The following is a 25,726-nucleotide window of genomic DNA, read 5'->3' as shown; positions in this document are numbered from 1 at the left end:
GAAATTGTCTAAGGTAAACAAATAATAATGCTCAAAAGTATAGATAATCTTTTACTGATGCAAGAAAAGGGGAAGATTTATGATTTATAATTTATAGATCAAAACGCTTCTGTCATATTGAAATAAAACAGCGTTTGGTTGTTGACTGTATTTTTACCCAAATCAAGGCGTACATTCATACGGGGCTGTACTTCAATACGTAATCCAACACCGTAGTTGGGAAGTACCCCTTCTATCTTACCGGGAGTGGGGCCCATGAATCCGCAACCCGTCCAGGCTACGAAACCTATGTGGTTGAGCATACGCTTCAGCCAGGTGCTCTTATCGGTATTTATCATCTGGCGATATTCCGCCATGACCACATGGGAAGACTTGTCACGATATTGTCCCATATAATAACCACGCAGGTCGAAAGGAGTTCCGGTAAGCATGTATTGTGTCAAAGGTACATCACCAAACACATTTTTAGTTTGTGCTGTCCAGGCAATGACTTTGCGTTTACCGACAGTTTTATATTGGCGATAGTCTATCTCCAGGCGATAAAAGTTTTCATCGCTTCCGAGAAATTTGGTATACATCATTCCACGGAAATCGAGATACATGCCGGAATAAGCGTTGGAGGGTATGTCACGGCTGTCGTAAGTCAACAGGAAGCCGAGCCCGGAATTGAAATTCTTGTAGCCTTTCTCGGTACCTCCAGCTGCCTTGTAGGACGGTTCGTCTACCAGATATTTGGCAGGTTCTGTAATATCGTCATAGTTGATGTCTATCTGTGGTCCGGCAAATATATTGCTGTTACCTAAGCGGAAAAGGAACCAGGGATTGAACTGGATACCACTGTAGCGGTATTGGCTGGTGCTGTCGCTACGAACATAATTCTTATTTGTACTGTAGCCCAGACCGTAGAAATTATCTTCCGTGTTCTTATAAGCAAACTTTCCGAAGATTCGGAAACGGTCACCTTTAAAAAAAAGTTGAGGCTTGGAAAAGAGGTTGATGCCACCATTGAACAAGAAAGCGATGGCTACAGGAACTACAGAACGCAACTGTGTAGTGTCACTGGGATTCATGCGGAAAGTCATCAGAGCACTGCCACCAAGTACTGCACCAAAATCGGGTGTATAGCTCGGACCGCCCAGAATATTATAATGCAAGTTTCGTTTTGCTACTTTTTGTCTGCGCAATTCACGCTTAGTCAATGCAGGAGCCGTATCGTTTCCAGTAATAATCAAATTCATTCCTTCCTGAGCGGAAAGTGCTGTTACAGAAAGCAGTAACGTAATAATACCTATTGTATATTTTTTCATATCATGCGAATGAGGGTACAAAGAAAACTAATAAATTTGAATTAGTTTTCAATTCAAAAGACAATAAATCTAAAGATTTTACTAAAAGTTTCAAAAAAGCCATTAATTTTGCATCTAATCAAAGAACTGACAGTGGGAATTGCCAATGTCCAAGTTCTTAGACACGGAGCAAGTACGGACTTGATAGGGGCAGACCTGTAGAAGACAGGAAAAATAGACCAATTACTATACAAACCATATATTTTATGAATAAACGAATTTTATCAGTTTTTGTTTTCAGTGCCGCTTTATTTTCCATGCAGGCACAAGACGGAAAAGGGGGAATCAGCGAAACGATGCTGAACCAGATTAAACAGAGCTATCAAGGCACCACTGCCGATAAGGCTCTTCGTAATGCCATCGGAAACAATGACATTCGTAAACTTGCACTGAATCAGGAGAATCTGACAGGAATGGATACTCATTTTTCCGTGAAGGTAAACTCCAAAGGAATTACAGATCAGAAGTCGTCCGGACGTTGCTGGCTCTTCACCGGACTGAACGTGATGCGTGCCAAGACTATTGCCGAATATGATTTTCAATCTTTTGAATTTTCGGAGATTTACCCTTTCTTCTGGGATCAACTGGAGAAAGCCAATCTTTTCCTGCAAGGTATTATCGACACCCGTGAAAAACCTATGAGCGACAAAACAGTGGAATGGCTTTTTCAACATCCTTTGAGTGATGGTGGAACATTTACGGGAGTTGCCGACATTGTCAGTAAATATGGTCTGGTACCTAAGGAAGCTATGCCGGAAACCAATAGCAGTGATAATACTTCGCGTATGGCAAATCTGGTTTCTTTGAAATTGAAAGAATACGGCTTGCAATTGCGTGACCTTGCTGCTAAAGGAGCAAAACCGGTAGCATTGGAAAAAGAGAAAACAACAATGCTCGGTACTATATATCGTATGTTGGTACTGAATTTGGGTGTTCCACCTACAGAGTTCGATTATGTACGTAAGGATGCCAAGGGTAATCCAGCGGAGACCGAACATCACACTCCGATGTCTTTCCTGAAGAAATATGGTGATGAGAATCTGCTGGGCAATTATGTGATGGTAATGAACGACCCTTCCCGTGAATACTACAAATGCTATGAGATAGATTATGACCGCCACCGTTATGATGGCAAAAACTGGACATATGTAAACCTGCCTGTGGAGGATATCAAAGAAATGGCTATCGCTTCTTTGAAGGACAGCACTATGATGTATTTCTCTTGTGATGTAGGTAAGTTCCTGAATTCCGAACGTGGTTTGCTCGATGTGAAGAATTACGATTACGAATCGCTTATGGGCACTACTTTCAATATGGACAAGAAACAACGTATCCAGACTTTTTCCAGCGGTTCTTCTCATGCCATGACTCTTATGGCGGTAGATCTGAATAAAGACGGAAAGCCTGTGAAGTGGATGGTGGAAAATAGTTGGGGACCAGCAAGCGGTTATCAGGGGCATCTGATTATGACGGATGAATGGTTTGATGAATATATGTTCCGTCTGGTTCTGGAAACTAAGTATGTGCCCGCTAAGGTGATGGATATATTCAAACAGAAGCCTATTCGTCTGCCGGCTTGGGATCCTATGTTTTCGGAAGAATACTAAACAATTATTCTCTTTCGGACAGGGAATTAATATCCTGTCAATAAGAAGTTAAGAGTTTGCCAGCAAGAAGTTAACTCCTTGTCGACAAACTCTTAACTTCTTGTAATGCTTTAATAATCAACTATTATGACTGATTTCTTTTTCTTGACTATGTCGGTAAGGATATTGTAGAAAGAAAGGGGATGTTGTGAAGGATATTCGAGAAGCTGCTGATTGCCCTTGTTGTTATCGTGTTCGTTAACGAAAGGAATTACGGAAATTTCTCCGTAATTCCTTTTGTTTTTGCTCTTTATTCACGTTCTTTTTTGCTACTTTTGCGGCAAATTAATGAAACCATTATTTTATATAAACGCATGGCAAATGTAATTAAGTTACGTAAAGGCCTTGACATCAACCTGAAAGGTAAAGCCTCTCAAGAGTTTATGTCTGTGAAAGAACCGGGATTCTACGCATTGGTTCCCGATGATTTTACGGGTATCACTCCGAAAGTGGTAGTCAAAGAACAGGAATATGTGATGGCCGGAGGACCCTTGTTTATCGACAAGAATCATCCTGAATTGAAATTTGTTTCGCCCGTTAGCGGCGTAGTGACAAGTGTGGAGCGCGGCGCACGCCGTAAGGTGCTGAACATTGTCGTTGAAGCTGCAGCCGAGCAAGACTATGAAGAATTCGGTAAGAAAGACGTGAATGCCCTGAATGGCGAGTCGGTGAAAGCTGCATTGCTGGAAGCCGGTATGTTTGCGTTCATCCGTCAGCGTCCCTATGATGTGATTGCTGATCCGACGATGTATCCGAAAGCTATCTTTGTTTCGGCCTTCGACAGTAACCCGCTGGCACCTGATTTTGAATTCGCCCTGAAAGGCGAGGAAGCAAACTTCCAAACAGGATTGGACGCTCTTTCCAAAATGGCAAAGACGTATTTAAGTATTAGTGTAAAACAAAAGGCAGCAGCGTTGACGCAAGCCAAGAATGTAACGATTACCGCATTTGACGGACCGAATCCGGCCGGCAATGTAGGCGTACAGATTAACCATATTTCACCTGTTGTGAAGGGTGAAACCGTATGGACAATCGGTGCGGAAGCTGTTATATTCATCGGACGTCTGTTCAATACAGGTCGTGTGGACATGACGCGCAAAGTAGCCGTAACAGGTTCTGAAGTGTTGAAACCTGCTTACTGCAAATTGAAAGTCGGTGCTCTGCTGACAAACGTATTCAGCGGAAACGTGACTACCGGTAGAGATTTACGCTACATCAGCGGTAATGTACTTACAGGTAAAAAAGTGAATCCGAACGGTTTTCTTGGCGCTTTTGACAACCAGTTGACAGTGATTCCCGAAGGTGACGATATTCACGAAATGCTGGGCTGGATTATGCCGCGTTTCAATCAGTTCAGTGTGAACCATTCTTATTTCAGCTGGTTGCTGGGTAATAATAAGGAATATGTGCTTGACGCCCGTATCAAAGGTGGTGAACGTCATATGATCATGTCTAATGAGTACGATAAAGTATTCCCGATGGACATCTTCCCTGAATATCTGGTAAAAGCTATCATTGCAGGTGATATTGACCGTATGGAAGCTTTGGGTATTTATGAGGTAGCTCCTGAGGATTTTGCTCTTTGCGAGTTCGTATGTTCTTCGAAGGTAGAAGTTCAGCGTATCGTTCGTGCAGGACTTGACATGCTCCGTGCTGAAATGGCCTAATTCAATTAAAAATCAAGAATTAAAAATTAAAGATGAAAGCGTTAAGAAATTATCTCGACAAGATAAAGCCGAACTTTGAAGAGGGCGGCAAATTCCACGCATTCCAGTCTGTGTTCGACGGATTCGAAACATTCCTGTTCGTCCCCAGCACGACTTCGAAATCGGGAACGCATATTCACGACGCTATCGACAGCAAGCGTATTATGTCGATGGTGGTCATTGCGTTGGTACCGGCGTTACTGTTCGGTATGTATAACGTAGGTTATCAGCATTTCACGAATACTGGTGCTACAGGTAGCTTCATTGAAATGTTTGCCTACGGTTTTCTGGCTGTATTGCCTAAAATCATTGTTTCTTATGTAGTAGGTTTGGGTATTGAGTTCGTTGTGGCTCAGTGGAAGAAAGAAGAAATCCAGGAAGGTTTCCTCGTTTCCGGTATCCTGATCCCTATGATTGTTCCGGTAGACTGTCCGCTATGGATTCTGGCGGTGGCTACTGCATTCTCTGTTATTTTTGCTAAGGAAGTATTCGGTGGTACGGGTATGAATGTGTTCAACGTTGCTCTGATTACTCGTGCATTCCTTTTCTTTGCATATCCTACGAAGATGTCGGGTGATGCTGTTTGGGTATCAGGTGACACTGTCTTCGGTCTGGGACAAGCTGTTGACGGATTGACCGTAGCTACTCCGCTGGGAGCTGCTGCTACTTCGGGGGCTGTGCCGCCATTCTCCTGGGATATGGTGACGGGATTGATACCGGGTTCTATCGGTGAAACCAGTGTTATTGCTATCGCTTTGGGGGCTATCCTGTTGCTGGCAACGGGTATTGCAAGTTGGAAAACAATGTTTTCCGTATTTGTAGGTGGTGCGTTCATGGCTTGGATATTTAATACTGTTGGGCCTGACACAGCTATGGCTCACATGCCTTGGTACGAACACCTGGTACTGGGTGGTTTCTGCTTCGGTGCCGTATTCATGGCTACCGACCCTGTAACTTCGGCACGTACCGAGACGGGTAAGTATATCTTCGGTTTCCTGATTGGAGTCATGGCAATCGTGATCCGTGTACTGAACCCCGGTTATCCCGAAGGTATGATGCTTGCCATCCTACTGATGAACATCTTCGCTCCGCTGATTGACTACTGTGTAGTACAAGGTAACATCAGCCGTCGCGAGAAACGTGCAATTAAGTCTAACAATTAAAGTACCGTAAGAAAATGAATACCAATAGTAATAGTTATACTATCATTTATGCTTCGGTAATGGTTGTTATCGTTGCATTTTTGCTGGCATTCGTTAGTTCCTCTCTGAGAACTATTCAGAATAAGAATGTGGAACTGGATACGAAGAAGCAAATACTCGCTGCATTGAAAATCAAAGATGTGAAAGATGCCGAAGCTGAGTATAATAAATATGTAAAAGGAGATATGCTGATGAACGTGGACGGTACTCTGACCGAGAACACCGGAGCATTTGCTACTGGCTACGAGAAAGAAGCTAAAGAATACCAACGCCTGCACGTATTCGTTGCAGAAGTGAATGGAGAGAAGAAATATGTATTCCCTGTTTACGGTGCCGGTCTTTGGGGTGCTATTTGGGGATATGTTGCACTGAACAGCGATAAGGATACTGTTTATGGTGTCTATTTCTCTCATGCCAGTGAAACTCCGGGTCTGGGTGCTGAAATCGCCGGACAACACTTTCAGGATGAGTTCCTGGGTAAGAAGACAATGGAAAATGGTGAAGTAACTCTGGGCGTCGTGAAGAACGGCAAGGTAGAGAAACCTGATTATCAGGTAGACGGTATCTCCGGTGGTACGATTACTTCTGTAGGTGTAGATGCCATGTTGAAAGCTTGTCTGAATAGTTACAAGAGTTTTTTAACCAATAATGATGAGGAATAAGGATATGGGACAGTTATTTTCAAAGAAAAATAGAGAAGTATTCTCAACTCCGCTGGGCATGAACAATCCTGTTACCGTACAGGTACTGGGTATTTGTTCTGCATTGGCTGTAACTGCCAAACTGGAACCCGCCATCGTAATGGGTCTTTCGGTAACAGTGATTACGGCTTTTGCCAATGTGGTTATTTCATTGTTGCGCAAGACCATCCCCAACCGTATCCGTATCATTGTTCAGTTGGTTGTGGTAGCTGCTTTGGTAACCATTGTGAGTGAAATATTGAAAGCGTTTGCTTATGACGTAAGTGTACAACTTTCTGTTTATGTAGGTTTGATTATTACAAACTGTATCCTGATGGGACGTCTGGAAGCATTTGCCATGCAGAACGGTCCGTGGGAATCTTGCCTGGATGGTATAGGTAACGGTTTGGGATATGCTAAGATTTTGATTATCGTAGCTTTCTTCCGTGAACTATTAGGCTCGGGTACATTGCTCGGTTTCAATATATTGAACCATGAATGGCTGACAAACTTGGGTTATGTGAACAATGGTTTGATGCTGATGCCGCCGATGGCTTTGATCATCTGCGCTTGTATCATTTGGTATCAACGTGCTCGTCACAAAGAATTGCAAGAAAAGTAATCACTAGTAAACAGAAAGAATTATGGAACATTTAATAAGTTTATTTGTCCGCTCCATATTTGTGGACAACATGATATTTGCATTCTTCCTGGGTATGTGCTCTTACTTAGCTGTATCCAAGAATGTGAAAACTGCTGTAGGACTGGGTATCGCCGTAACTTTCGTATTGGTGGTTACGCTTCCGGTCAACTATTTATTGCAGACCAAGGTGCTGGCTGCCAATGCTATTATTGATGGCGTTGACCTCAGCTTCTTGAGTTTTATCCTTTTTATTGCCGTAATTGCCGGTATCGTGCAGTTGGTGGAGATGGTTGTGGAACGTTTTAGTCCTTCTCTCTACGCTTCACTGGGTATCTTCCTGCCGCTGATTGCTGTAAACTGTGCCATCATGGGTGCTTCTCTGTTCATGCAGCAGCGCATCAATGTAGGTGAGAGTGATCCGAAGTACATCGGTGACATTTGGGATGCCATCTCTTATGCATTGGGTTCCGGTATTGGTTGGTTATTGGCCATTGTAGGTCTGGCAGCTATCCGTGAGAAAATGGCTTACTCTGACGTACCCGATGCACTGAAAGGTTTAGGTATCACTTTTATTACAGTAGGTCTGATGGCAATGGCATTCATGTGTTTCTCTGGTTTGAACATCTAATAAAGAAAGGAATAAAACAATGGATATGAATTTAATATTAGCGAGCATTGGAGTATTCCTGGTGGTTATTCTGCTGCTTGTCGTTATCCTGTTGGTTGCCAAGAATTTCCTGGTGCCCTCGGGTAATGTAAAACTGACTATAAACGGTGACAATGTACTGGATGTGGAGTCTGGTTCTACGTTACTGAACACATTGTCTGTAAATGGAGTATTCCTTTCTTCCGCTTGTGGTGGTAAGGGCTCTTGCGGACAGTGTAAATGCCAGGTACTGGATGGTGGCGGTGAGATTCTGCCGTCTGAGGTTCCTCATTTTAGCCGTAAGCAAGTACAGGATCACTGGCGTCTGGGTTGCCAAGTGAAAGTGAAGAGCGATATGGCTATCAAGATCGATGAGTCTGTACTTGGTGTAAAAGAGTGGGAATGCGAAGTTATTTCCAACAAGAATGTGGCTACGTTCATCAAAGAGTTCATCGTTGCGTTGCCTAAAGGCGAGCACATGGATTTTATCCCGGGTTCTTATGCACAGATCAAGATTCCTAAATATTCAATGGACTATAACAAGGACATTGATAAGAGTCTGATTGGTGACGAGTACTTGCCTGCATGGGAAAAATTCGGTTTGTTCACATTGAAGTGTGACAATAACGAAGAAACGATCCGTGCTTATTCTATGGCTAACTATCCGGCAGAAGGTGACCGTATCATGTTGACGGTACGTATCGCAACTCCGCCGTTCAAGCCGAAAGATCAGGGACAAGGCTTTATGGATGTGCCTGCAGGTATCGCTTCTTCTTATATCTTCACTTTGAAACCGGGTGATAAGGTAATCATGAGTGGTCCTTACGGAGATTTCCACCCGATATTCGACTCTAAGAAGGAAATGATGTGGATTGGTGGTGGTGCCGGTATGGCTCCGTTGCGTGCGCAAATCATGCACTTGACGAAGACATTGCATACTACTGACCGTAAGATGACTTACTTCTACGGTGCACGTGCCCTAAACGAAGTATTCTATCTGGAAGACTTCCTGCAAATTGAGAAAGATTTCCCGAACTTTACGTTCCATCTGGCATTAGACCGTCCGGATCCCGCAGCAGATGCAGCAGGCGTGAAGTATACTCCGGGCTTCGTTCATCAGGTAATTTACAATACATACCTGAAAGACCATGAAGCTCCTGAAGATATTGAATATTACATGTGTGGTCCTGGTCCGATGTCGAAGGCTGTTGAGAAGATGCTCGACGATCTTGGTGTTCCGGCTCAGAACTTGATGTTCGATAACTTCGGCGGATAAAATTAGGCAAGATTTATAAAAAACTTCGATATTTGTAGAAACTCCTGCAAGGCTACGGCTACGCAGGAGTTTTTTTGTTATCTTTGACCCGTTATCGAAAAAGAATGTTATGGAAATTCAGGATATACTGCGTAATCTGCAAATAGAACAACTCACCCCGATGCAGGAGGCAACTCGGGAGGTTTATCATGAAAATAAAGATTTGGTGCTACTCTCACCTACAGGCTCGGGTAAAACACTGGCTTTTCTTCTCCCGTTGGTACAATCATTAAAGACGAATGTGCAAGGTGTACAGGCCGTTGTGTTGGTACCTTCGCGGGAACTGGCATTGCAAATTGAAACTGTATTTAAATCCATGGGAACTCCCTTTAAGGCTATGAGTTGTTATGGTGGCCGTCCTGCTATGGAGGAACATAGGACGATGAAAGGAATCAATCCTTCAGTCATTATCGGTACACCGGGGCGAATGAACGATCATTTGAGAAAAGAGAATTTTGATGCGGGTACTGTTACTACATTAGTAATAGATGAGTTTGATAAATGTCTTGAATTTGGTTTCCATGACGAGATGGCGGAAGTTATCGGACAATTGCCTTCATTAAAAAAGCGTATATTACTTTCAGCTACAGATGCCGAGGAAATTCCACAATTTGCCGGAGTGGGAGGGGATTCCCAATCTTCAGCCTTCAGTTCTCAACTGGTTAAGCTTAATTTTCTTGATCCCGATGCTCTTGCCCCTCGTCTGAAGTTACATAAAGTTATTTCTCCCGAAAAAGATAAACTGGAAACACTGTACAATTTGCTTTGTACGCTTGGTTATCATTCCACTCTTGTATTTTGTAACTATCGTGATAGTGTGGAGCGCGTCACCGGATACCTGCAAGCTAAGAAGTTCCCGTGTGATATGTTTCACGGGGGTATGGAACAGCCTGACCGTGAGCGAGCACTCTACAAATTCCGCAATGGTAGTTGTTCAGTATTAATTTCTACCGATCTTGCTGCCCGCGGACTGGATATTCCGGGCATCGAAAATGTGGTGCATTATCATCCTCCCGTGAATGAAGAAGCCTACACTCATCGTAATGGACGTACGGCGCGTTGGGAGGCATCAGGAAACGCCTATTTGATTCTGCACGAAGAAGAATTTGTACCGGAATATATTTCTGACAATATTGATACTTACGAATTTCCGGAGGTGCTTCCTAAGCCTGCTAAACCTCGTTGGGCTACATTATATATTGGTAAAGGAAAAAAAGATAAATTGAATAAAATCGATATTGTAGGTTTCCTATATAAGAAAGGTGGAATGGCACGTGAAGACGTCGGACAGGTAGATGTGAAAGAACATTATGCTTTTGTAGCTGTGCGCCGTAGCAAAATAAAGCAATTGCTTACGCTGATACGTGGTGAAAAAATCAAAGGAATAAAGACGATAATAGAGGAGGCTAAGTAAGTTTTCTTATAAATATTCACTTTATTTGCACATATTCTTCTGAATATGAAGTAATAAATCCTCAATACTTTTAGTTTCTCTAAAAGTATTGTTCTTGATAAGTATGGATAACAAAATGGTGCATATATCCTGTATAAACCATTAAAAAGTAAGCTAAATGCGCTATTAAAATGGAATTTCATTATGAAAGGTTTGTTTTAAAGAAATATTTCCGTAATTTCGCAAGGTCTAAAGACACTAATGAACGAAATTGTATAACCAAAACAAACTTCAAATGAAAAAGCATAATTTCAATGCAGGACCTTCTATTCTTCCTCGTGAGGTGATTGAGGATACGGCAAAAGCTATTCTCGATTTCAATGGTTCAGGCCTCTCACTGATGGAAATCAGCCACCGTGCTAAAGACTTTCAACCCGTTGTGGATGAAGCTGTAGCACTATTCAAAGAATTACTTAATATCCCTGAAGGGTATTCGGTACTGTTCTTGGGCGGTGGTGCCAGTTTGGAATTCTGCATGGTACCCTTCAACTTCCTTGAAAAGAAAGCTGCTTACCTGAATACAGGTGTATGGGCCAAAAAAGCCATGAAAGAAGCCAAAGCATTCGGTGAAGTAGTTGAAGTCGCTTCTTCCGCTGAATCTACTTATACTTATATTCCGAAGGACTATACAGTACCTGCTGATGCTGATTATTTCCACATCACAACCAACAACACTATTTATGGTACTGAACTTAAGGAAGATTTGAATGTAAACGTTCCGATGATTGCCGATATGTCTTCTGATATTTTCTCCCGTCCTATTGACGTGTCTAAATATATTTGTATCTATGGTGGTGCACAGAAGAATCTGGCTCCTTCCGGTGTTACATTTGTTATCGTGAAGAATGACGCTTTGGGTAAAGTATCCCGCTATATCCCGACAATGTTGAATTATCAGACACATATTGACAGTGGTTCTATGTTCAATACTCCTCCGGTTGTTCCAATCTATGCTGCACTGCAGACTTTACGTTGGATCAAGGCACAGGGTGGTGTGAAAGAAATGGAACGTCGTGCTACTGAAAAGGCAGATATGTTGTATGCTGAAATCGACCGTAACAAAATGTTTGTAGGTACAGCTGCTAAAGAAGACCGTTCACGTATGAACATCTGCTTCGTGATGGCTCCCGAATACAAAGAACTGGAAGCTGATTTCATGAAGTTTGCAACAGAAAGAGGTATGGTAGGTATCAAAGGACACCGTTCAGTGGGTGGTTTCCGTGCATCTTGCTACAATGCTATGCCGAAGGAAAGCGTACAAGCTTTGATTGACTGTATGCAGGAATTTGAGAAACTTCATTAATAATATTTATTCACCACAGATTACTCAGATCTGCACAGATTGTTTTAGGATTAAAATCTGTGATAATCTGTGTAATCTGTGGTGAGTCTTTTTTAATATCATAAGAATCATGAAAGTATTAATTGCAACCGACAAACCGTTCGCTAAAGTAGCTGTAGACGGTATTCGCAAAGAAATTGAAGCAGCAGGTTATGAACTTGCCTTGTTGGAGAAATATACAGAGAAAGCCCAGTTGCTGGACGCAGTGAAAGATGCTAATGCCATCATTATCCGTAGCGACATTATAGATGCCGCAGTATTGGATGCTGCAAAAGAACTGAAGATTGTGGTACGTGCAGGTGCAGGCTACGATAATGTAGACTTGGATGCAGCTACTGCTCATGGTGTATGCGTAATGAACACTCCGGGACAGAATTCAAATGCTGTGGCTGAACTTGCTTTCGGTATGATGGTGATGGCTGTTCGTAATATGTATAACGGTACTTCCGGTACGGAACTGAAAGGTAAGAAACTGGGTATCCATGCATATGGTAATGTAGGTCGTAATGTAGCTCGTATTGCTAAAGGTTTCGGAATGGAAATCTACGCTTTCGATGCTTTCTGCCCGAAAGAAGTGATTGAAAAAGATGGTGTGACAGCTGTTGACTCTGCTGATGAGCTCTATTCTACTTGCAACGTAGTTTCATTGCATATTCCGGCTACCGCTGATACTAAGAACTCTATCAACTATGCTCTGGTAAACAAGATGCCGAAGAATGGTGTATTGGTAAATACTGCCCGTAAAGAGGTTATCAATGAAGCTGAACTGATCCAGTTGATGGAAGAACGTGGTGACTTGAAATACATGACGGATATTATGCCTGCAGCTCATGAAACATTTGCTGCCAAGTTTGCCGGACGTTACTTCTCTACACCGAAGAAGATGGGTGCACAGACTGCTGAAGCTAATATCAATGCAGGTATTGCTGCTGCACAGCAGATTGTTGGCTTCCTGAAAGATGGTTGTGAGAAATTCCGCGTAAATAAGAAATAAGAATGACTAGTAAAACTGCCTATAGATTTGCAGTTGTCTATCTGATGATAGGTGCTGGTGTTTTTGCACTAAGCAGCATATTCAGAAAAGAACTTTCAGATTTCGCCCTCGGCTTTTGCGAGGGCGTATCTGTTGTGTTGATATTAGGCAGTGCAATCTATTTGATTGCGCATTTCATGAAAAAGAAATCTCAATAATCCATTAAAACACACACCTTGACTTATGGCAATAATTAAACCTTTTAAAGGTATCCGTCCACCGCAGGATCTGGTGGAGCAAGTAGCTTCCCGCCCATATGATGTGCTGAACTCAGCAGAAGCGCGCGAAGAGGCAAAAGGAAACGAAAAATCGTTGTATCATATCATTAAACCCGAAATAGATTTTCCCGTAGGTACCGACGAACACGATGAATGTGTTTATCAGAAAGCTGCTGAAAACTTCCAGATGTTTCAGGACAAAGGCTGGCTGGTGCAGGATGATAAAGAAAACTACTACGTCTATGCGCAGACCATGAATGGGAAAACGCAATATGGTTTAGTGGTAGGTGCCTATGTACCTGATTATATGAATGGCGTCATTAAGAAACATGAGCTGACCCGTCGCGATAAGGAAGAAGACCGTATGAAACATGTCCGTGTGAATAATGCCAATATAGAGCCGGTATTCTTTGCATATCCTGACAATGCTACTCTGGATGCTATTATCGCTCATTATACAGCCGAAAAGCCGGTATATGATTTCATTGCTCCCGGTGATGGCTTTGGTCATACTTTCTGGATTATTGATAAGCAGGAAGACATTGATGCCATTACGAAGGAGTTTGCTAAGATGCCCGCTCTTTATATTGCCGACGGACACCATCGTAGTGCCGCCGCTGCTTTGGTTGGAGCGGAGAAAGCCAAGCAGAATGCAAATCATACCGGTAATGAAGAATATAATTACTTCATGGCCGTTTGTTTCCCTGCTAACCAACTAACCATTATTGATTACAACCGTGTTGTAAAAGACTTGAATGGCTTGACACCTGAACAATTTCTGACTGCTGTCAGCAAAAATTTCATAGTAGAAGAAAAAGGCACTGAAATCTATAAACCTGCCGGTTTGCATAATTTCTCCCTTTATCTGGATGGTAAGTGGTACAGTCTGACAGCTAAACCGGGTACTTATAACGATAATGATCCAATTGGTGTACTGGATGTTACCATTTCTTCCAACCTTATTCTGGATGAAGTTCTCGGTATCAAAGATCTGCGTTCTGATAAACGTATTGATTTCGTTGGTGGTATCCGTGGTTTGGGTGAGTTGAAGAAACGTGTGGACAGTGGTGAAATGAAAGTGGCTTTGGCACTTTATCCTGTCAGCATGAAGCAATTGATGGATATTGCAGATACAGGCAATATCATGCCGCCTAAGACAACGTGGTTTGAACCGAAACTACGTTCAGGGCTGGTGATTCATAAGCTAAATTAAAATATGGAATAAAAAAGTGAAGCGAGGATGCTCCTGCAAAGGATATCCTCGCTTTCTCTTTAAGGGTGATGCTTATTAAAATATCGTTTTCTCATCCAGTGGTCAAAGAAAAGGAACAGAGGCATTGCGATAAGTATCAGTAAATAGAATGAAGGAATTTGGATCTTTTCCGTTTCCAGTATTTCGGGCCGGGTGAAGGCTTCTCTGATTGTATTACCGAAATAAATCACTAATCCGGCAATGCAGCATCCTATTAAGAATATGGAAGCGGCTATCGTAGCAAACAGCATTCTTCGTTCCGATTTCTTTTCGCGTAAGCGTACGGCTTCTTCCACCTTCCTCATAGTATGGTAGGCGAAATTGGAAGGTAGACGAAATCCGTTTTCCTCTTTTATGGCTTTTTTCAGCCCTTTGTCTTTTTGTTCTTCGTTCATACTTCCTCTTGTTTTATGAGTAGATATATCTTTTTGCGTATGCGATACAATTTTACTTTTGCATTGCTTTCCGTCAGGCCCAGAATCAGGGCAGTTTCATTCAATGACTTTTCTTCGTAGTAGAATAAGGTAATCAAGGCACGTTCGTCTGAGTTTAGTTTTTCTATGGCTCTGTTTAATCTGATAATCATTTCCTCACTTTCATCATTAAGCGTTTCATCTACTTGTTGGTCGGAAATGTTGGCGAGCAACGTATCATCCATGGCAAAAGTATCGAATTTCTTCTTACGGGTTGCCGAAATCGCCGTATTATAAGCAATGGAATAAATCCATGTTGAGAACGAACTTTCGGCTTTGAAAGAGGAGAGATGCTGGAACGCTTTCAGAAAAACGTCTTGAGTCAACTCCTCAGCATCTTCCTGGTTACAGATGATACGGGCAATCAGGGAAAAGACCTGTTGCCCGTGTTGATTCAGGAAGTATTCGTATAGAGCAGTTTCCCCTCTCAGTATGCGTTGGATAATATGTGTTTCGTTATTCTCCATTCTGCCTTTTAGACGCAACTCCTTGTAGTAGGTTACATTATTTCTTAAAAATATTTTTTTCGATGAAATGTGTAACCTAACACAGGACACTGCGTCTAAAGTGTACAAAGGAACAAAAATACTAATTTAAAACGAAACGAATATGATGGATTTTATTATGGTGCCTACAATTTTGGCAATTATTACTTTGGGGATTTACAAACTGTTTGAACTGTTTGTATGTAAAAAGGAGCGCTTGATACTTATTGAAAAGATGGGAGATAAGTACCAACCGGATGTGGCTTGTATGCCGAAACTTTATGGTAACTTTTCTTTTTCGGCATTGAAATTAGGATGTCTGCTGGTGGGCATGGGATTAGGGTTGTTGATAGGATTTGTTATTTGCACTTCGGCAATTCCCGGCTATTTGGATAAGGATGTGGACAATTGGCGTGTTTATCGTGAGACGGTATCTTTGGTCTATGGAGCTTGTGTGCTTTCATTTGGAGGTATCGGGCTTATCACGGCCTTTATTGCAGAGTTGAAGCTCAGTAAAAAATAATCGCTGGAATTTAGGAATTTTCTTATGATAAAAAAGAGTTGTCAGTTATTGGCGACTTTTTTTGTATTGAGGGAGAACCTTAAGGATTATCTGTGTGTTACTATATAAGTAAATAACCTAAACCAGATAAGAATATGGATAAAAAAGAAGAAAAAGCTCTCGAAGATAAGAGTATGATGCAGAAAAATGCAGAAGAAACATTACCCGGACGACAATTGGGTTTATATTCCAAAGTCGATAAGAAAGAAGTGCGCAATATGGTTTCGGAGATAAATCCGGATAAGAATAGTTTGGGCAGTAGAGGATAGTTTTGGTTTTATTGACTACCTTTGGATAAGATAAGCTGCATTTCGGCAGAACTTTTTCATGCAAGCATGGAAGTTCTGCATTCAATTTGCATTATCTTTGCAGAACATTAGCCTTTCAGCTATATTGTAATGTTTAAAAATGTAGAATAATGAAGACGAAAAAACGTAGGGATGCCTTGGCGGCATTCAAGGAAGCGAATCGCTTGATAGAGATGGAACGCAATGGTGGACGTTGGATTGCAAAAGATCGTCCGCATAAGAACAAGAAAAAGTATTGTCGTAAAGATAGTAAGAAAGAGTTGTCACGTATGATCGATGGCAGCTCTTTTGTTTTATATCACTCTTTTTGCTAACTTCGTCCTCTCTAAAATAAAAAACTATGTTTCGTAAACTTGTAGCAATAGAACCCGTAAGTCTGATTCCGTCAGCAGAAAAAACACTGCATTCGTATGCAGAAAAGGTAGTGATGTACCCTGATGTTCCGGCAGGGGATGATGAAATAGTAACCCGTATCGGAGATGCCGATGCTGTGCTATTGAGTTATACTTCACAAATAAACAGGAGTGTGCTTGAGAAGTGTCCGAATATAAGGTATATCGGTATGTGCTGCTCGCTGTATTCGCAGGAGAGTGCCAATGTAGACATTCGTTATGCGAACGAACGGGGGATTACTGTAACCGGTATCCGGGATTATGGGGATGAAGGTGTGGTGGAATATGTAGTCAGCGAACTGGTGCGTTGTCTGCATGGATTTGGTCAGGAACCATGGGAGGAAATGCCCCGGGAGATCACAGGACTGAAAGTAGGTGTCATAGGATTGGGCAAATCCGGTGGTATGATTGCCGATGCATTGAAATTCTTTGGGGCGGATATCGCTTATTTTGCCCGTAGTGAAAAAGAGGATGCGGCTGCCAAAGGATATCGTTTCTTACCCTTGAGGGAACTTCTTTCTCAGAGTGAAGTCGTTTTCTGTTGTCTCAATAAGAATACAGTCCTGCTGCATGAGGCTGAGTTTGAACAACTCGGAAATAAAAAGATATTGTTCAATACCGGGCTGTCTCCAGCGTGGGATGAACCCGCGTTCGTTAAGTGGCTGAAAGGCGATAACCTTTGTTTTTGTGATACACTGGGAGCTTTGGGTGGAGCACATCTTTCAAGCCATCCGCATGTTCGCTGTATGCAGGTATCTACAGGCCGTACTCGTCAGGCGTTTGACCGCCTGAGCGAGAAAGTACTGGCCAATATAGAAGCATATAGCCGATAATGTAATCAGAAGAATACAATCGGTGATGTTATGTTAAGCAGGGTGTTCACAACAGACCACCCTGCTATTTCAGCAGTGGCGCTGTACACATCAATTACGGCATGCACCTGATCGTTCTTTATTTCCACTCTTTGAGTGTCTCCCACGAATCCGGGAGTGGATTGCATGGACATTTCCATATTCTCCGGGCCGACGGAGGCCAGTGAAGCAGCAACGGCTACATTGACTTTTGTTGGGAACATGGCTATGGCTTCGGTAGCATTTCCTGAGAAGACAACACGTTGCTCCGTTTGCAATGTCTCATCATATACAGCTGTTCCCTTCAGGGCATCAGGACCTTTTTCATTAAAGAATTTAGCTTTTGCATTTCCCATTAAAGAAGCTGTCCGCAGAACATCGAAACCGCCCGTAGCACCGGAAACGATGTACACACGCGTACCGTTCGCTTTGGCAGTCTCCATCACTTCCTGATAGAAAGCAGTGTCTGCCAGAGCACCGATAGACAAGGTGACGATGGAAGTACCGTTCTTCAGGGCGGGTAATGCAAACTCTTTCATGGCAGCAGGAGAAGCTGCTTCTACCAGATAATCCGGTTTCAGTGCCAGTAAATCTTCCGGGGTTGTACATGCTACGCAGGATTTCCCGTGTTGCTGCATTTTACTAACTATACGCTCAGCTTTTTCTGCTGTACGTGAGTAAACTCCAACTAAATCATATTCCGGCAACAAGCCATTAACAACTGCATCCGAAACTATTCCGGCCAGTCGTCCACATCCGACAATAACTAATTTTTTCATGGGGCAAAGATACCGCTTATTCATATAATCTCCAAAAACGCACGATGAGCTTATTCCGTATTTGGGTGGATAGCATAAATGTTGTACTTTTGTGGGAAAGAAGAATCATTTATAACTTATGGGACGAAAAGAAGAATATAAATTGCAGAATGAGCAGTACCTGGAGGCTTTGCGTGCAGAGAATGATATCCGGGAACTGCCTTGCGGAATTCTATATCGGGTCTTGGAAGAAGGGAATGGCGGCAATACTCCCCGTTTGAATAGCATCGTAACTGTGCATTATAAAGGCACTTTGATAAATGGCCGCGAGTTCGATAACTCCTGGAAACGGAATTACCCTGAGGCTTTTCGTCTGAATGAAGTCATTGAAGGCTGGCAGATAGCCCTGCAACGAATGCATGTAGGAGATCATTGGATTGTTTATATTCCTTATGCAATGGGATATGGTACACGTAGCAGTGGTCCTATTCCTGCTTTCTCTACTTTGGTGTTTGACGTCCAGCTATTGGGAATTGCGTAAATACGGACTAATTATGAAAATACTGATTATCAACGGAAGTCCCCGCAAGCAAGGACATATCTCGAAAATGCTGCAATTGATGGAAACGGAAGCCCGGGCGAATGGTGACGAAGTTACTGTGATTAGAGTGGCTGACCTGCAAATCCGTCCTTGCATCGGCTGTATGAGTTGCCGTGAGAAACTGAAATGTTGTTTGCCCGAGGATGATGCACAACGTGTGCTGAAGCAGATAGAAGAAGCACAGGCACTGATAATCGGTGCTCCCTGCTATTGGGGAAACCTGCCGGGACAACTGAAAGTGATGTTCGACCGCATCGTTTACGGAATGATGGGAGAGACCTCACGAGGTATTCCTATCGGCCTGCATAAAGGTAAAAAGTCAGTTATCGTAAGCACTTGCACTACTCCATATCCTTTCAATATATTCTTTAATCAGACAAGAGGAGTAGTAAAAGCGCTGAAAGAAATCCTGAAATGGAGCGGCTTTAAAGTTGTTTCAGCCATCGAGAAAGGCGGAACGAAACAACATCCCGGACTGACGGAAAGGGAAATGAAACGTTGTCGCAGAGTGATACATAAACTCTGATACGGAGACACACTTGCTTCTAATCATTTATTTCTTGCAAATATACTCGACTGTTTGCTGTATGTTTTTGCGTGCAACTTCCGGTCTCATGGCTTCTTCTAACGATATGAATGGAGGGTTAACAGAGAAGACCCCTTCAAACCCGGCTTGTTGTAATTCATCCGAATCTTCTATATTGCCGGCTAACAGGATTACCGGAATATTTTGTTTCCGGGCTTTAGCAAGTATGCCGGAAGGAACTTTTCCCATCAATGTTTGTCGGTCAGCTTTTCCTTCTCCGGTAATGATCAGGTCAGCGCTTTTTATTTTATTACTGAAGTCAAGAGCTTCCAGCATCAGTTGTATGCCGGGTTTCAGTTCCGCATTCAGGAAAGCCAGCAGACTACCGCCCATACCTCCGGCGGCACCGGCTCCGGGATGATGGGAAATATCTTTTTCCGTCGTATGGCAGATGACTTTTGCAAAGTTTTGCAGCCCTGCATCCAATGCCTCTACCATTTCCCGGTCTGCTCCTTTTTGAGGTGCAAAGACATAAGCCGCTCCTTCGGGACCATAGAATGGATTTTGTACATCGCAGGCAACAGTAAATCGGCAACTGTTTAAAGCCGGATGGACAAGAGTAGTGTCTACATGTGCTACTTTAATTAATACTTCTCCATTACCTGTCTCTAGTTCTGTACCCTCCTTGTCTAAAAAACGAAAGCCTAATGCCTGAAGCATTCCCAGTCCTGCATCATTGGTTGCACTGCCACCAATGCCAATGATAAAGTTGCGGCAACCACGTTCCAGAGCATCACGAATGATTTCTCCCGTGCCGTAAGTGGTAGTCAGCATCGGGTTTCTTTTTTCCGGCGGAACTAAAGGCAATCCGCTGATGCTTGCCATTTCTATGAAAGCTGTTTCCCCATTTTCGGAAATGCCGTAATAAGTATTGCGCCACCTCATCAATGGATCGTGGGCGGAGATCGGAACTTCCTGACCGTTGGTTGCCATAATCAGTACATCCAGCATTCCTTCGCCCCCATCGGCTATGGGCAGGCAGATAACTTCACATTCCGGGTATACGGAACGAATACCCTCGGCAGCTGCTTTTCCAGCTTCTGCCGAGGGTAAACATCCTTTAAAGGAGTCAATAGCTATGACTACTTTCTTCATATATTTAGATTTCCTCTATGTCTTCTATATCTTCCAGTTTGGCTTCGGCTTTTGCTTCTGTCTTTGTCAATTTCTTGGTGTTGTTGGCAATGACGGCCAATGCGCGATATAACTCGGCAAGCAGGCGTGCGAACACCACAATCAGGAAGCCGTATATAGGCATCAGGAAGAACATACCGGAAGGTATCGGCAGTATGTATTTGATTTCATTGGCAGCAAAGATTGCAATAACCACCGAACACAGTGTACCGATGACACCGATATAAAGTCCCAGCCATTCACCCACCGTCTGTGTCAGGTGCGATACAACAGGAATGGCAATGAATTCATTTTCTTTCTGGATAGCTTCTTTCAGTTTGTTTTTCCGGTTCATCCAGAGCAGATAGCTTCCCCATGCTCCTGCGCAAAGGATAATGAACAGCAGAATGAAAGCAAGGATTAATTTCCCTTCGGCATATTTGAAGAAGTCCATCTCGATGACCTTTGCCAGTATAAAGATAGGAAACAGCAAGTTCAATACGGCAAAGATGACGTAGAGCCAGCGGAAGGGTTCGCGGAAGAAACGACCATTGTCGATGTAACCCAGCAGAGGGTCGAGAAAGGTAAACAGCTTGTTGTTCATAGTGATAAATGTTACTTATGGGAGGGCCTTGCATGCTAAGATTATCAGTATGAGGCCCTGATACATACTCATAATCAGACTTTTTCTATGGAATGCGTCGTACTTTTGACAAACTTACGAAAAGCCTTCGAGAAAGACGAATAAAATTGGAAAATATTATTGAATGGCTTGAATATAAAGCGGTGATGAGGATGGACGATGACAATAGATAAGAAGAAAGAATGCAAAGTAAAGAGGGTTCAGACAAATAGTTGGGTTTTAATATTTTTCTGTGCGAAAAATATGGATATTGAGAAATTACGTCAAAAAACACTCAATCTTATGAACATGGCAAGCTCGTGCCACAAGACCCTAATGATGAACTTGCCTCTGTTTTGCTCGAACGGATTAAGGTAGAAAAAGAGCGTCTTATCAAAGAGGGTAAGATTAAGCGTAGCAAGAAGTCTGGTTCTTCCGATACGCTCCATTATGAGAATGTGCCGTTTGAGGTGCCGAGTTCATGGATGTGGACGATATTGGAAGAAATTACATCCACAATAGGCGATGGCCTACATGGAACGCCACAATACAATTCAGAGGGAGACTATTTTTTTATTAATGGTAACAACCTTTCAAACAGAAAGATTGTCATTAAGAATGAAACAAAAAGAGTCTCTGCTTCAGAATATGAGAAATATAAGAAGCCGTTGAATCGTTCATCAATTTTAGTTTCAATAAATGGGACAATAGGAAACATCGGTATCTATGATGACGAAAAGATAATGTTGGGTAAGAGTGCCTGTTATATTAATATGATTTCTCCCATTAACATTCAATATATGTGTATCATATTAGAATCGCGGTATTTTCTTAAATATGCTATTGATTCAGCGACAGGAAGCACTATCAAAAATGTACCTCTAAAAGCCATTAACAACTTCAAATTGCCGTTACCACCATTATCTGAACAACAACGCATAGTTGCCGAGATTGAACGGTGGTTTGCTTTAATTGACCAAATAGAGCAAGGAAAATCTGACTTGCAGACAATCATAAAGCAAACCAAAAGCAAAATACTAGACCTTGCCATACATGGTAAGCTAGTACCACAAGACCTCAATGATGAGCCTGCTATTGAATTGTCGAAACGCATAAATCCTGACTTTACACCTTGTGATAACGGGCATTATGCGAAGCTTGTACAGTTTGAAGTGCCGAAATCATGGATGTGGACAACCATAAATAAGATTTCGACTTCTATTCTTTACGGAGTTAGTGAATCTGCAAAATCAAAAGGCAGATATAAACTTCTTCGTATCACCGATATTCAGGATAATTATGTATGTTGGCAATCTGTACCATTTATAGATTATGATGAAAATAAAGTAAAACAATACTTACTACAAAACGGAGATATCGTTTTTGCAAGAACAGGTGCAACAGTTGGAAAGTCATATCTCATCGAAAATCTATCAGAACAAGTAATATATGCTTCATATCTAATTCGTGTACGAACTTATAGTCTAATACTTCCACAATATGTCAAGTATTTCTTTAAATCCGGTTATTATTGGAATCAGATTGAACAAAATTCATTTGGAGTTGGTCAACCTAATGTAAATGCTACAATTCTTGGAAATTTGAATATACCTATTCCCCCTATAGAAGAACAGAAACGCATAGTGAAAGCAATAGAGCAACTTTTAAAACAGATTAATAAGATAATGGAAAACTTATAAACTTTCCATTATAATATCAAATACTTGATTGTATTTATTTGTTATTTCTACAATGCAATGCTGCTCATTATAGAATGGAAAAGGAAGAACTAGCCTTCCTATTGCTGTTTTTGTTAGGCTTGGTAAAGTTGTGCTCTTATCTAATTTACTAAAATCAAACTCAAGACAGAAGTTATAGAAGTATAAATCGTTACTGATTTCAGAGGGTTTCATGATAAATGCAGTGTCAACATTCCCAAATGGTTCTTTCACATAAATAGGATTGTTAATAGTTCCCTTATGTCCAATTATAGTTGAGCCCGCTTCACAAAGATAGTCATCAACATATCCTATAATTCCACCACTTCCGTATATTGGATAAATTCCATTGGAATTTTCTACATCTTTTTGAGATTTTTCCATTAGTAATTTTCACGACTGAATCTACCCTGTACATAATCCATCCTTCGGGTAATTGCACATTATGCCCGATACTTAGTTATATTGCAGCTATATTCATTTATAAATTATGTAATATGGTAACAAAATTCAAAAATTATCTCGCCAAAACGAATTTGGCAATGAACACTATCACATCGTATGTATGGACGGTACAGTATTTCCTAAATCATTATGGGGAAATGAACAAAAAGAACCTTTTGACTTACAAGGGGTATCTGGTGGAAAACTTCAAGCCACAGACAGTCAATCTACGTTTACAAGGTATCAACAAGTATCTAGAATTCACGAAACAAGAGAAACTGAAAGTGAAGTTCGTAAAGGTACAACAAAAGAACTTCTTAGAAAACGTAATCAGTGATGCCGATTACAAGTTTTTCAAAGTCAAATTAAAAGCCGATGGTTACGATGAATGGTATTTCATTGTGTGGTTTATGGCTGCGACAGGTGCACGTGTTAGTGAATTACTTCACATCAAAGCTGAACACATTAAGGTGGGGTATCTCGACCTTTATAGCAAGGGTGGAAAAATACGCCGTTTGTATATTCCGAAAAACTTGCGTACAGAAACCGAGAAATGGCTTAAAGAGAAAGGTCTTATTTCAGGCTACCTTTTCTTGAATCGCTTTGGTCAACGTATCACAACTCGCGGCATTGCCCAACAGCTCAAACATTTTGCTGAGAAATATGGTCTAAACAGAGATGTAGTTTATCCTCACTCCTTCCGTCACCGTTTTGCCAAAAATTTCCTTGACCGTTTCAATGATATTGCCTTACTAGCGGATTTAATGGGACACGAAAGCATTGAAACAACTCGTATTTATCTTCGTAGAACTGCGAGTGAACAACAGAAGATCGTGGATAAAGTGGTGAATTGGTAATCACTTACCCTATCCTTAGAAGCGTATTTACTTACGCTTCTAAGGATTTTTGAATATAATTAAGAGCAGAGAAAAGTTCCTCTATTTTTTGAACTATGCGTTGTTGTTCAGCTAAGGGAGGCATAGGGAATAACCATTCGTCAATATGATTTCTACTGATAGAAGGAGAATTATCTCCTTTCATAAATTGATTTAACCCATCAATAACATAATCAGAAATCATAAGATAATAACAATATTCAGAATTAAGGATTTCAGAAATAGGGCTACATACATAAAAGCCCGTTGATGCAATGCAATTATTATTAATGACTTTGGCTATGTTGCGCAAATAGGGACGTACTATTGAGAATACAACATCTCCTTTTTGTGTATAACGGCTAGCCCGACTTGGCATATTAATTGTTTTTATAGTCTTAACTTCATTGATTATTTGTCGTTTGTTATCAATAGACTCAATGTCAATATATTGAAATTCATCATATTGAGGCTTTACAGATTTCATAGGAGAAAAAATGTTTTTCCCTTTTATCCAACACCAGCTTTGAGGTAACTTCCTATCATGCCCGTTATCACAAGGTGTAAAGTCGGGATTTATGCGTTTCAACAATTCAATAGCAGGTTCATCATTCGGGTCTTGGGGTATGAGTTTGCCGTGAATGGCAAGGTCAAGGATCTTATTCTTGGCTTGCTTGACTATACTCTGCAAATCATCTTTACCGTTCTTGATAGTTCCAATTAAAGAAATCCACTTAGCCATCTCTACTACAATTTTTTCTTGTTCCTCTAATGGAGGAATAGGTATCATTAGTTGCGATAGCTTTTGAGCATTGATATTAGACTGATTAACAGCATCTGTTTTTACATTATAACACCAATTACGATAATAGCTGCTATTCATTACAATATTAAGGTAGTCAGCAGAAATCAATAAAGGTCTAACACGAATAAGATAGCCTGCATATATGGCTGGTTGTTCTTCTTTGTAGATTGCCGTTTTTCCTACCCATTCACTACTATTTGTGCGATTAAAAAGTAAATCGTCTTTTTCTAATGAATATTGCTTAATATCTTCATCATTTGAAGAATACACTAAGTTCGAATAATCAATTGTACCAACATTAGTAATATTCCCCATTCGTAAGACAGCTATTTTACCTACACTTGAAGATTTCTCAGATGTTCCGTATTTCAATTCACATATAATATCTTCCAATTTACACCATTTCCACCCTTTCGGCAACAAGTAGGGATAATGGAGCGTATCAGAAGAACCAGACTTCTTGCTACGCTTAATCTTACCCTCTTTGATAAGACGCTCTTTTTCTACCTTAATCCGTTCGAGCAAAACAGAGGCAGGTTCATCATTAGGGTCTTGTGGCACGAGCTTGCCATGTATTGCAAGGTCGAGTATTTTTTGACGTAACTTCTTCGTATCCATATTGTTTCTTATAAATCTGCGATAGTTTGTCGC

At 41.5% G+C, this 25,726-nt stretch carries 28 protein-coding genes; 20 read left to right on the top strand and 8 right to left on the bottom strand.

Annotation, left to right across the window (positions count from 1 at the left end; all coding sequences use genetic code 11):
- Nucleotides 1-98: 98 nt before the first annotated feature.
- Nucleotides 99-1,307, bottom strand: a complete 1,209-nt coding sequence (locus DW036_RS18590; RefSeq protein ID WP_118465798.1) for a BamA/TamA family outer membrane protein — start codon at nt 1,305-1,307, stop codon at nt 99-101.
- 245 nt (nt 1,308-1,552) lie between these two features.
- Between DW036_RS18590 and DW036_RS18585 the strand changes: the two genes are divergently transcribed.
- From DW036_RS18585 to DW036_RS18530, 12 genes are all read left to right on the top strand, one after another.
- Nucleotides 1,553-2,953, top strand: coding sequence for a C1 family peptidase (locus tag DW036_RS18585; RefSeq protein WP_118465714.1), 1,401 nt, complete (start codon nt 1,553-1,555; stop codon nt 2,951-2,953).
- A gap of 353 nt (nt 2,954-3,306) precedes the next feature.
- Nucleotides 3,307-4,659, top strand: coding sequence for a Na(+)-translocating NADH-quinone reductase subunit A (locus DW036_RS18580; protein WP_118465713.1), 1,353 nt, complete (start codon nt 3,307-3,309; stop codon nt 4,657-4,659).
- A gap of 32 nt (nt 4,660-4,691) precedes the next feature.
- Complete coding sequence (locus tag DW036_RS18575) at nt 4,692-5,861, top strand: NADH:ubiquinone reductase (Na(+)-transporting) subunit B (protein ID WP_118465712.1); 1,170 nt, start codon at nt 4,692-4,694, stop codon at nt 5,859-5,861.
- Nucleotides 5,862-5,875: 14 nt separating this feature from the next.
- The gene (locus DW036_RS18570) at nt 5,876-6,562 is read left to right on the top strand and encodes a Na(+)-translocating NADH-quinone reductase subunit C (RefSeq protein ID WP_118465711.1); all 687 of its coding nucleotides are present in this window, start codon (nt 5,876-5,878) and stop codon (nt 6,560-6,562) included.
- Between the two features lie 4 nt (nt 6,563-6,566).
- The gene (locus DW036_RS18565) at nt 6,567-7,202 is read left to right on the top strand and encodes an NADH:ubiquinone reductase (Na(+)-transporting) subunit D (protein ID WP_118295926.1); all 636 of its coding nucleotides are present in this window, start codon (nt 6,567-6,569) and stop codon (nt 7,200-7,202) included.
- Between the two features lie 22 nt (nt 7,203-7,224).
- A complete protein-coding gene (gene nqrE, locus DW036_RS18560) occupies nt 7,225-7,851 on the top strand; it encodes an NADH:ubiquinone reductase (Na(+)-transporting) subunit E (protein ID WP_007663369.1) in 627 nt (208 codons plus the stop codon).
- 19 nt (nt 7,852-7,870) lie between these two features.
- Nucleotides 7,871-9,145: an NADH:ubiquinone reductase (Na(+)-transporting) subunit F gene (gene nqrF / locus DW036_RS18555; protein WP_118465710.1), complete on the top strand. Its 1,275-nt coding sequence runs from the start codon at nt 7,871-7,873 to the stop codon at nt 9,143-9,145.
- Between the two features lie 109 nt (nt 9,146-9,254).
- Complete coding sequence (locus tag DW036_RS18550; RefSeq protein ID WP_118465709.1) at nt 9,255-10,598, top strand: DEAD/DEAH box helicase; 1,344 nt, start codon at nt 9,255-9,257, stop codon at nt 10,596-10,598.
- A 274-nt stretch (nt 10,599-10,872) separates the two neighbouring features.
- A complete protein-coding gene (gene serC / locus DW036_RS18545) occupies nt 10,873-11,940 on the top strand; it encodes a 3-phosphoserine/phosphohydroxythreonine transaminase (RefSeq protein WP_118465708.1) in 1,068 nt (355 codons plus the stop codon).
- Nucleotides 11,941-12,049: 109 nt separating this feature from the next.
- The gene (locus DW036_RS18540; protein WP_118465707.1) at nt 12,050-12,973 is read left to right on the top strand and encodes an NAD(P)-dependent oxidoreductase; all 924 of its coding nucleotides are present in this window, start codon (nt 12,050-12,052) and stop codon (nt 12,971-12,973) included.
- Nucleotides 12,974-12,975: 2 nt separating this feature from the next.
- Nucleotides 12,976-13,170: a hypothetical protein gene (locus tag DW036_RS18535; RefSeq protein ID WP_118465706.1), complete on the top strand. Its 195-nt coding sequence runs from the start codon at nt 12,976-12,978 to the stop codon at nt 13,168-13,170.
- A gap of 25 nt (nt 13,171-13,195) precedes the next feature.
- Nucleotides 13,196-14,443 (top strand): DUF1015 domain-containing protein, encoded by a 1,248-nt coding sequence (locus DW036_RS18530; RefSeq protein ID WP_118465705.1) that lies wholly within the window; start codon nt 13,196-13,198, stop codon nt 14,441-14,443.
- 59 nt (nt 14,444-14,502) lie between these two features.
- Here DW036_RS18530 and DW036_RS18525 read toward each other — a convergent pair whose 3' ends face one another.
- Both DW036_RS18525 and DW036_RS18520 read right to left on the bottom strand, forming a co-directional pair.
- Entirely contained in the window at nt 14,503-14,877 is a 375-nt protein-coding gene (locus DW036_RS18525) for a hypothetical protein (RefSeq protein WP_118465704.1), read from the bottom strand.
- On the bottom strand, nt 14,874-15,422 hold the full coding sequence (locus DW036_RS18520; RefSeq protein WP_118465703.1) for an RNA polymerase sigma factor: 549 nt from the start codon (nt 15,420-15,422) through the stop codon (nt 14,874-14,876). The genes DW036_RS18525 and DW036_RS18520 overlap by 4 nt, the downstream gene beginning before the upstream one ends.
- 142 nt (nt 15,423-15,564) lie before the next feature.
- On the opposite strand from DW036_RS18520, the gene DW036_RS18515 reads away from it, so the two are divergent.
- From DW036_RS18515 to DW036_RS18505, 4 genes are all read left to right on the top strand, one after another.
- Nucleotides 15,565-15,963, top strand: coding sequence for a DUF6249 domain-containing protein (locus tag DW036_RS18515; protein WP_118465702.1), 399 nt, complete (start codon nt 15,565-15,567; stop codon nt 15,961-15,963).
- A 134-nt stretch (nt 15,964-16,097) separates the two neighbouring features.
- Nucleotides 16,098-16,271 carry a hypothetical protein gene (locus DW036_RS25780; protein ID WP_187374635.1) on the top strand — a complete coding sequence of 58 codons (174 nt, stop codon included), beginning with the start codon at nt 16,098-16,100 and terminating at the stop codon, nt 16,269-16,271.
- Nucleotides 16,272-16,420: 149 nt separating this feature from the next.
- Nucleotides 16,421-16,624, top strand: a complete 204-nt coding sequence (locus DW036_RS18510; protein WP_118465701.1) for a hypothetical protein — start codon at nt 16,421-16,423, stop codon at nt 16,622-16,624.
- 26 nt (nt 16,625-16,650) lie between these two features.
- The gene (locus tag DW036_RS18505; RefSeq protein ID WP_118465700.1) at nt 16,651-17,535 is read left to right on the top strand and encodes a D-isomer specific 2-hydroxyacid dehydrogenase family protein; all 885 of its coding nucleotides are present in this window, start codon (nt 16,651-16,653) and stop codon (nt 17,533-17,535) included.
- Between the two features lie 5 nt (nt 17,536-17,540).
- Here the strand turns inward: DW036_RS18505 and DW036_RS18500 are convergent, their stop codons facing one another.
- Entirely contained in the window at nt 17,541-18,332 is a 792-nt protein-coding gene (locus DW036_RS18500) for an aspartate dehydrogenase domain-containing protein (protein WP_022208702.1), read from the bottom strand.
- Between the two features lie 118 nt (nt 18,333-18,450).
- Between DW036_RS18500 and DW036_RS18495 the strand changes: the two genes are divergently transcribed.
- Nucleotides 18,451-18,852, top strand: coding sequence for an FKBP-type peptidyl-prolyl cis-trans isomerase (locus DW036_RS18495; protein ID WP_118465699.1), 402 nt, complete (start codon nt 18,451-18,453; stop codon nt 18,850-18,852).
- Nucleotides 18,853-18,865: 13 nt separating this feature from the next.
- Nucleotides 18,866-19,438 (top strand): flavodoxin family protein, encoded by a 573-nt coding sequence (locus DW036_RS18490; protein WP_118465698.1) that lies wholly within the window; start codon nt 18,866-18,868, stop codon nt 19,436-19,438.
- 27 nt (nt 19,439-19,465) lie between these two features.
- On the opposite strand, the gene DW036_RS18485 is transcribed toward DW036_RS18490, so the two are convergent.
- Both DW036_RS18485 and DW036_RS18480 read right to left on the bottom strand, forming a co-directional pair.
- Nucleotides 19,466-20,593, bottom strand: coding sequence for a glycerate kinase (locus DW036_RS18485; RefSeq protein WP_118465697.1), 1,128 nt, complete (start codon nt 20,591-20,593; stop codon nt 19,466-19,468).
- 4 nt (nt 20,594-20,597) lie between these two features.
- Nucleotides 20,598-21,215: a hypothetical protein gene (locus DW036_RS18480; protein WP_118465696.1), complete on the bottom strand. Its 618-nt coding sequence runs from the start codon at nt 21,213-21,215 to the stop codon at nt 20,598-20,600.
- 338 nt (nt 21,216-21,553) lie between these two features.
- On the opposite strand from DW036_RS18480, the gene DW036_RS18475 reads away from it, so the two are divergent.
- Complete coding sequence (locus DW036_RS18475; protein ID WP_118465695.1) at nt 21,554-22,933, top strand: restriction endonuclease subunit S; 1,380 nt, start codon at nt 21,554-21,556, stop codon at nt 22,931-22,933.
- Here DW036_RS18475 and DW036_RS18470 read toward each other — a convergent pair.
- Complete coding sequence (locus DW036_RS18470) at nt 22,928-23,335, bottom strand: restriction endonuclease subunit S (protein WP_233560490.1); 408 nt, start codon at nt 23,333-23,335, stop codon at nt 22,928-22,930. The genes DW036_RS18475 and DW036_RS18470 overlap by 6 nt on opposite strands.
- Before the next feature lie 113 nt (nt 23,336-23,448).
- Here DW036_RS18470 and DW036_RS18465 point away from each other — a divergent pair, with 113 nt between their 5' ends.
- Nucleotides 23,449-24,252 (top strand): tyrosine-type recombinase/integrase, encoded by an 804-nt coding sequence (locus DW036_RS18465; RefSeq protein WP_118465694.1) that lies wholly within the window; start codon nt 23,449-23,451, stop codon nt 24,250-24,252.
- 31 nt (nt 24,253-24,283) lie between these two features.
- Here DW036_RS18465 and DW036_RS18460 read toward each other — a convergent pair whose 3' ends face one another.
- Nucleotides 24,284-25,693 carry a restriction endonuclease subunit S gene (locus DW036_RS18460; RefSeq protein WP_118465693.1) on the bottom strand — a complete coding sequence of 470 codons (1,410 nt, stop codon included), beginning with the start codon at nt 25,691-25,693 and terminating at the stop codon, nt 24,284-24,286.
- Nucleotides 25,694-25,726: the final 33 nt, after the last annotated feature.

The sequence above is a fragment of the Bacteroides sp. AF39-11AC genome (assembly GCF_003474285.1).
Lineage (GTDB): Bacteria > Bacteroidota > Bacteroidia > Bacteroidales > Bacteroidaceae > Bacteroides.
The sequence above is the reverse complement of the archived record's forward strand: the minus strand, read 5'-3'. Positions and strand labels throughout refer to the sequence as shown.

Coding starts and splice junctions, on each gene's coding strand:
- serC (WP_118465708.1), top strand. CDS start 10,873: ATGAAAAAGCATAATTTCAATGCAGGACCTTCTATTCTTCCTCGTGAG.
- DW036_RS25780 (WP_187374635.1), top strand. CDS start 16,098: ATGGATAAAAAAGAAGAAAAAGCTCTCGAAGATAAGAGTATGATGCAG.
- DW036_RS18575 (WP_118465712.1), top strand. CDS start 4,692: ATGAAAGCGTTAAGAAATTATCTCGACAAGATAAAGCCGAACTTTGAA.
- DW036_RS18525 (WP_118465704.1), bottom strand. CDS start 14,877: ATGAACGAAGAACAAAAAGACAAAGGGCTGAAAAAAGCCATAAAAGAG.
- nqrE (WP_007663369.1), top strand. CDS start 7,225: ATGGAACATTTAATAAGTTTATTTGTCCGCTCCATATTTGTGGACAAC.
- DW036_RS18515 (WP_118465702.1), top strand. CDS start 15,565: ATGATGGATTTTATTATGGTGCCTACAATTTTGGCAATTATTACTTTG.
- DW036_RS18495 (WP_118465699.1), top strand. CDS start 18,451: ATGGGACGAAAAGAAGAATATAAATTGCAGAATGAGCAGTACCTGGAG.
- DW036_RS18565 (WP_118295926.1), top strand. CDS start 6,567: ATGGGACAGTTATTTTCAAAGAAAAATAGAGAAGTATTCTCAACTCCG.
- DW036_RS18500 (WP_022208702.1), bottom strand. CDS start 18,332: ATGAAAAAATTAGTTATTGTCGGATGTGGACGACTGGCCGGAATAGTT.
- DW036_RS18520 (WP_118465703.1), bottom strand. CDS start 15,422: ATGGAGAATAACGAAACACATATTATCCAACGCATACTGAGAGGGGAA.
- DW036_RS18460 (WP_118465693.1), bottom strand. CDS start 25,693: ATGGATACGAAGAAGTTACGTCAAAAAATACTCGACCTTGCAATACAT.
- DW036_RS18490 (WP_118465698.1), top strand. CDS start 18,866: ATGAAAATACTGATTATCAACGGAAGTCCCCGCAAGCAAGGACATATC.
- DW036_RS18465 (WP_118465694.1), top strand. CDS start 23,449: ATGGTAACAAAATTCAAAAATTATCTCGCCAAAACGAATTTGGCAATG.
- DW036_RS18540 (WP_118465707.1), top strand. CDS start 12,050: ATGAAAGTATTAATTGCAACCGACAAACCGTTCGCTAAAGTAGCTGTA.
- DW036_RS18530 (WP_118465705.1), top strand. CDS start 13,196: ATGGCAATAATTAAACCTTTTAAAGGTATCCGTCCACCGCAGGATCTG.
- DW036_RS18485 (WP_118465697.1), bottom strand. CDS start 20,593: ATGAAGAAAGTAGTCATAGCTATTGACTCCTTTAAAGGATGTTTACCC.
- DW036_RS18505 (WP_118465700.1), top strand. CDS start 16,651: ATGTTTCGTAAACTTGTAGCAATAGAACCCGTAAGTCTGATTCCGTCA.
- DW036_RS18590 (WP_118465798.1), bottom strand. CDS start 1,307: ATGAAAAAATATACAATAGGTATTATTACGTTACTGCTTTCTGTAACA.
- DW036_RS18470 (WP_233560490.1), bottom strand. CDS start 23,335: ATGGAAAAATCTCAAAAAGATGTAGAAAATTCCAATGGAATTTATCCA.
- DW036_RS18535 (WP_118465706.1), top strand. CDS start 12,976: ATGACTAGTAAAACTGCCTATAGATTTGCAGTTGTCTATCTGATGATA.
- DW036_RS18585 (WP_118465714.1), top strand. CDS start 1,553: ATGAATAAACGAATTTTATCAGTTTTTGTTTTCAGTGCCGCTTTATTT.
- DW036_RS18480 (WP_118465696.1), bottom strand. CDS start 21,215: ATGAACAACAAGCTGTTTACCTTTCTCGACCCTCTGCTGGGTTACATC.
- DW036_RS18550 (WP_118465709.1), top strand. CDS start 9,255: ATGGAAATTCAGGATATACTGCGTAATCTGCAAATAGAACAACTCACC.
- DW036_RS18570 (WP_118465711.1), top strand. CDS start 5,876: ATGAATACCAATAGTAATAGTTATACTATCATTTATGCTTCGGTAATG.
- nqrF (WP_118465710.1), top strand. CDS start 7,871: ATGGATATGAATTTAATATTAGCGAGCATTGGAGTATTCCTGGTGGTT.
- DW036_RS18580 (WP_118465713.1), top strand. CDS start 3,307: ATGGCAAATGTAATTAAGTTACGTAAAGGCCTTGACATCAACCTGAAA.
- DW036_RS18510 (WP_118465701.1), top strand. CDS start 16,421: ATGAAGACGAAAAAACGTAGGGATGCCTTGGCGGCATTCAAGGAAGCG.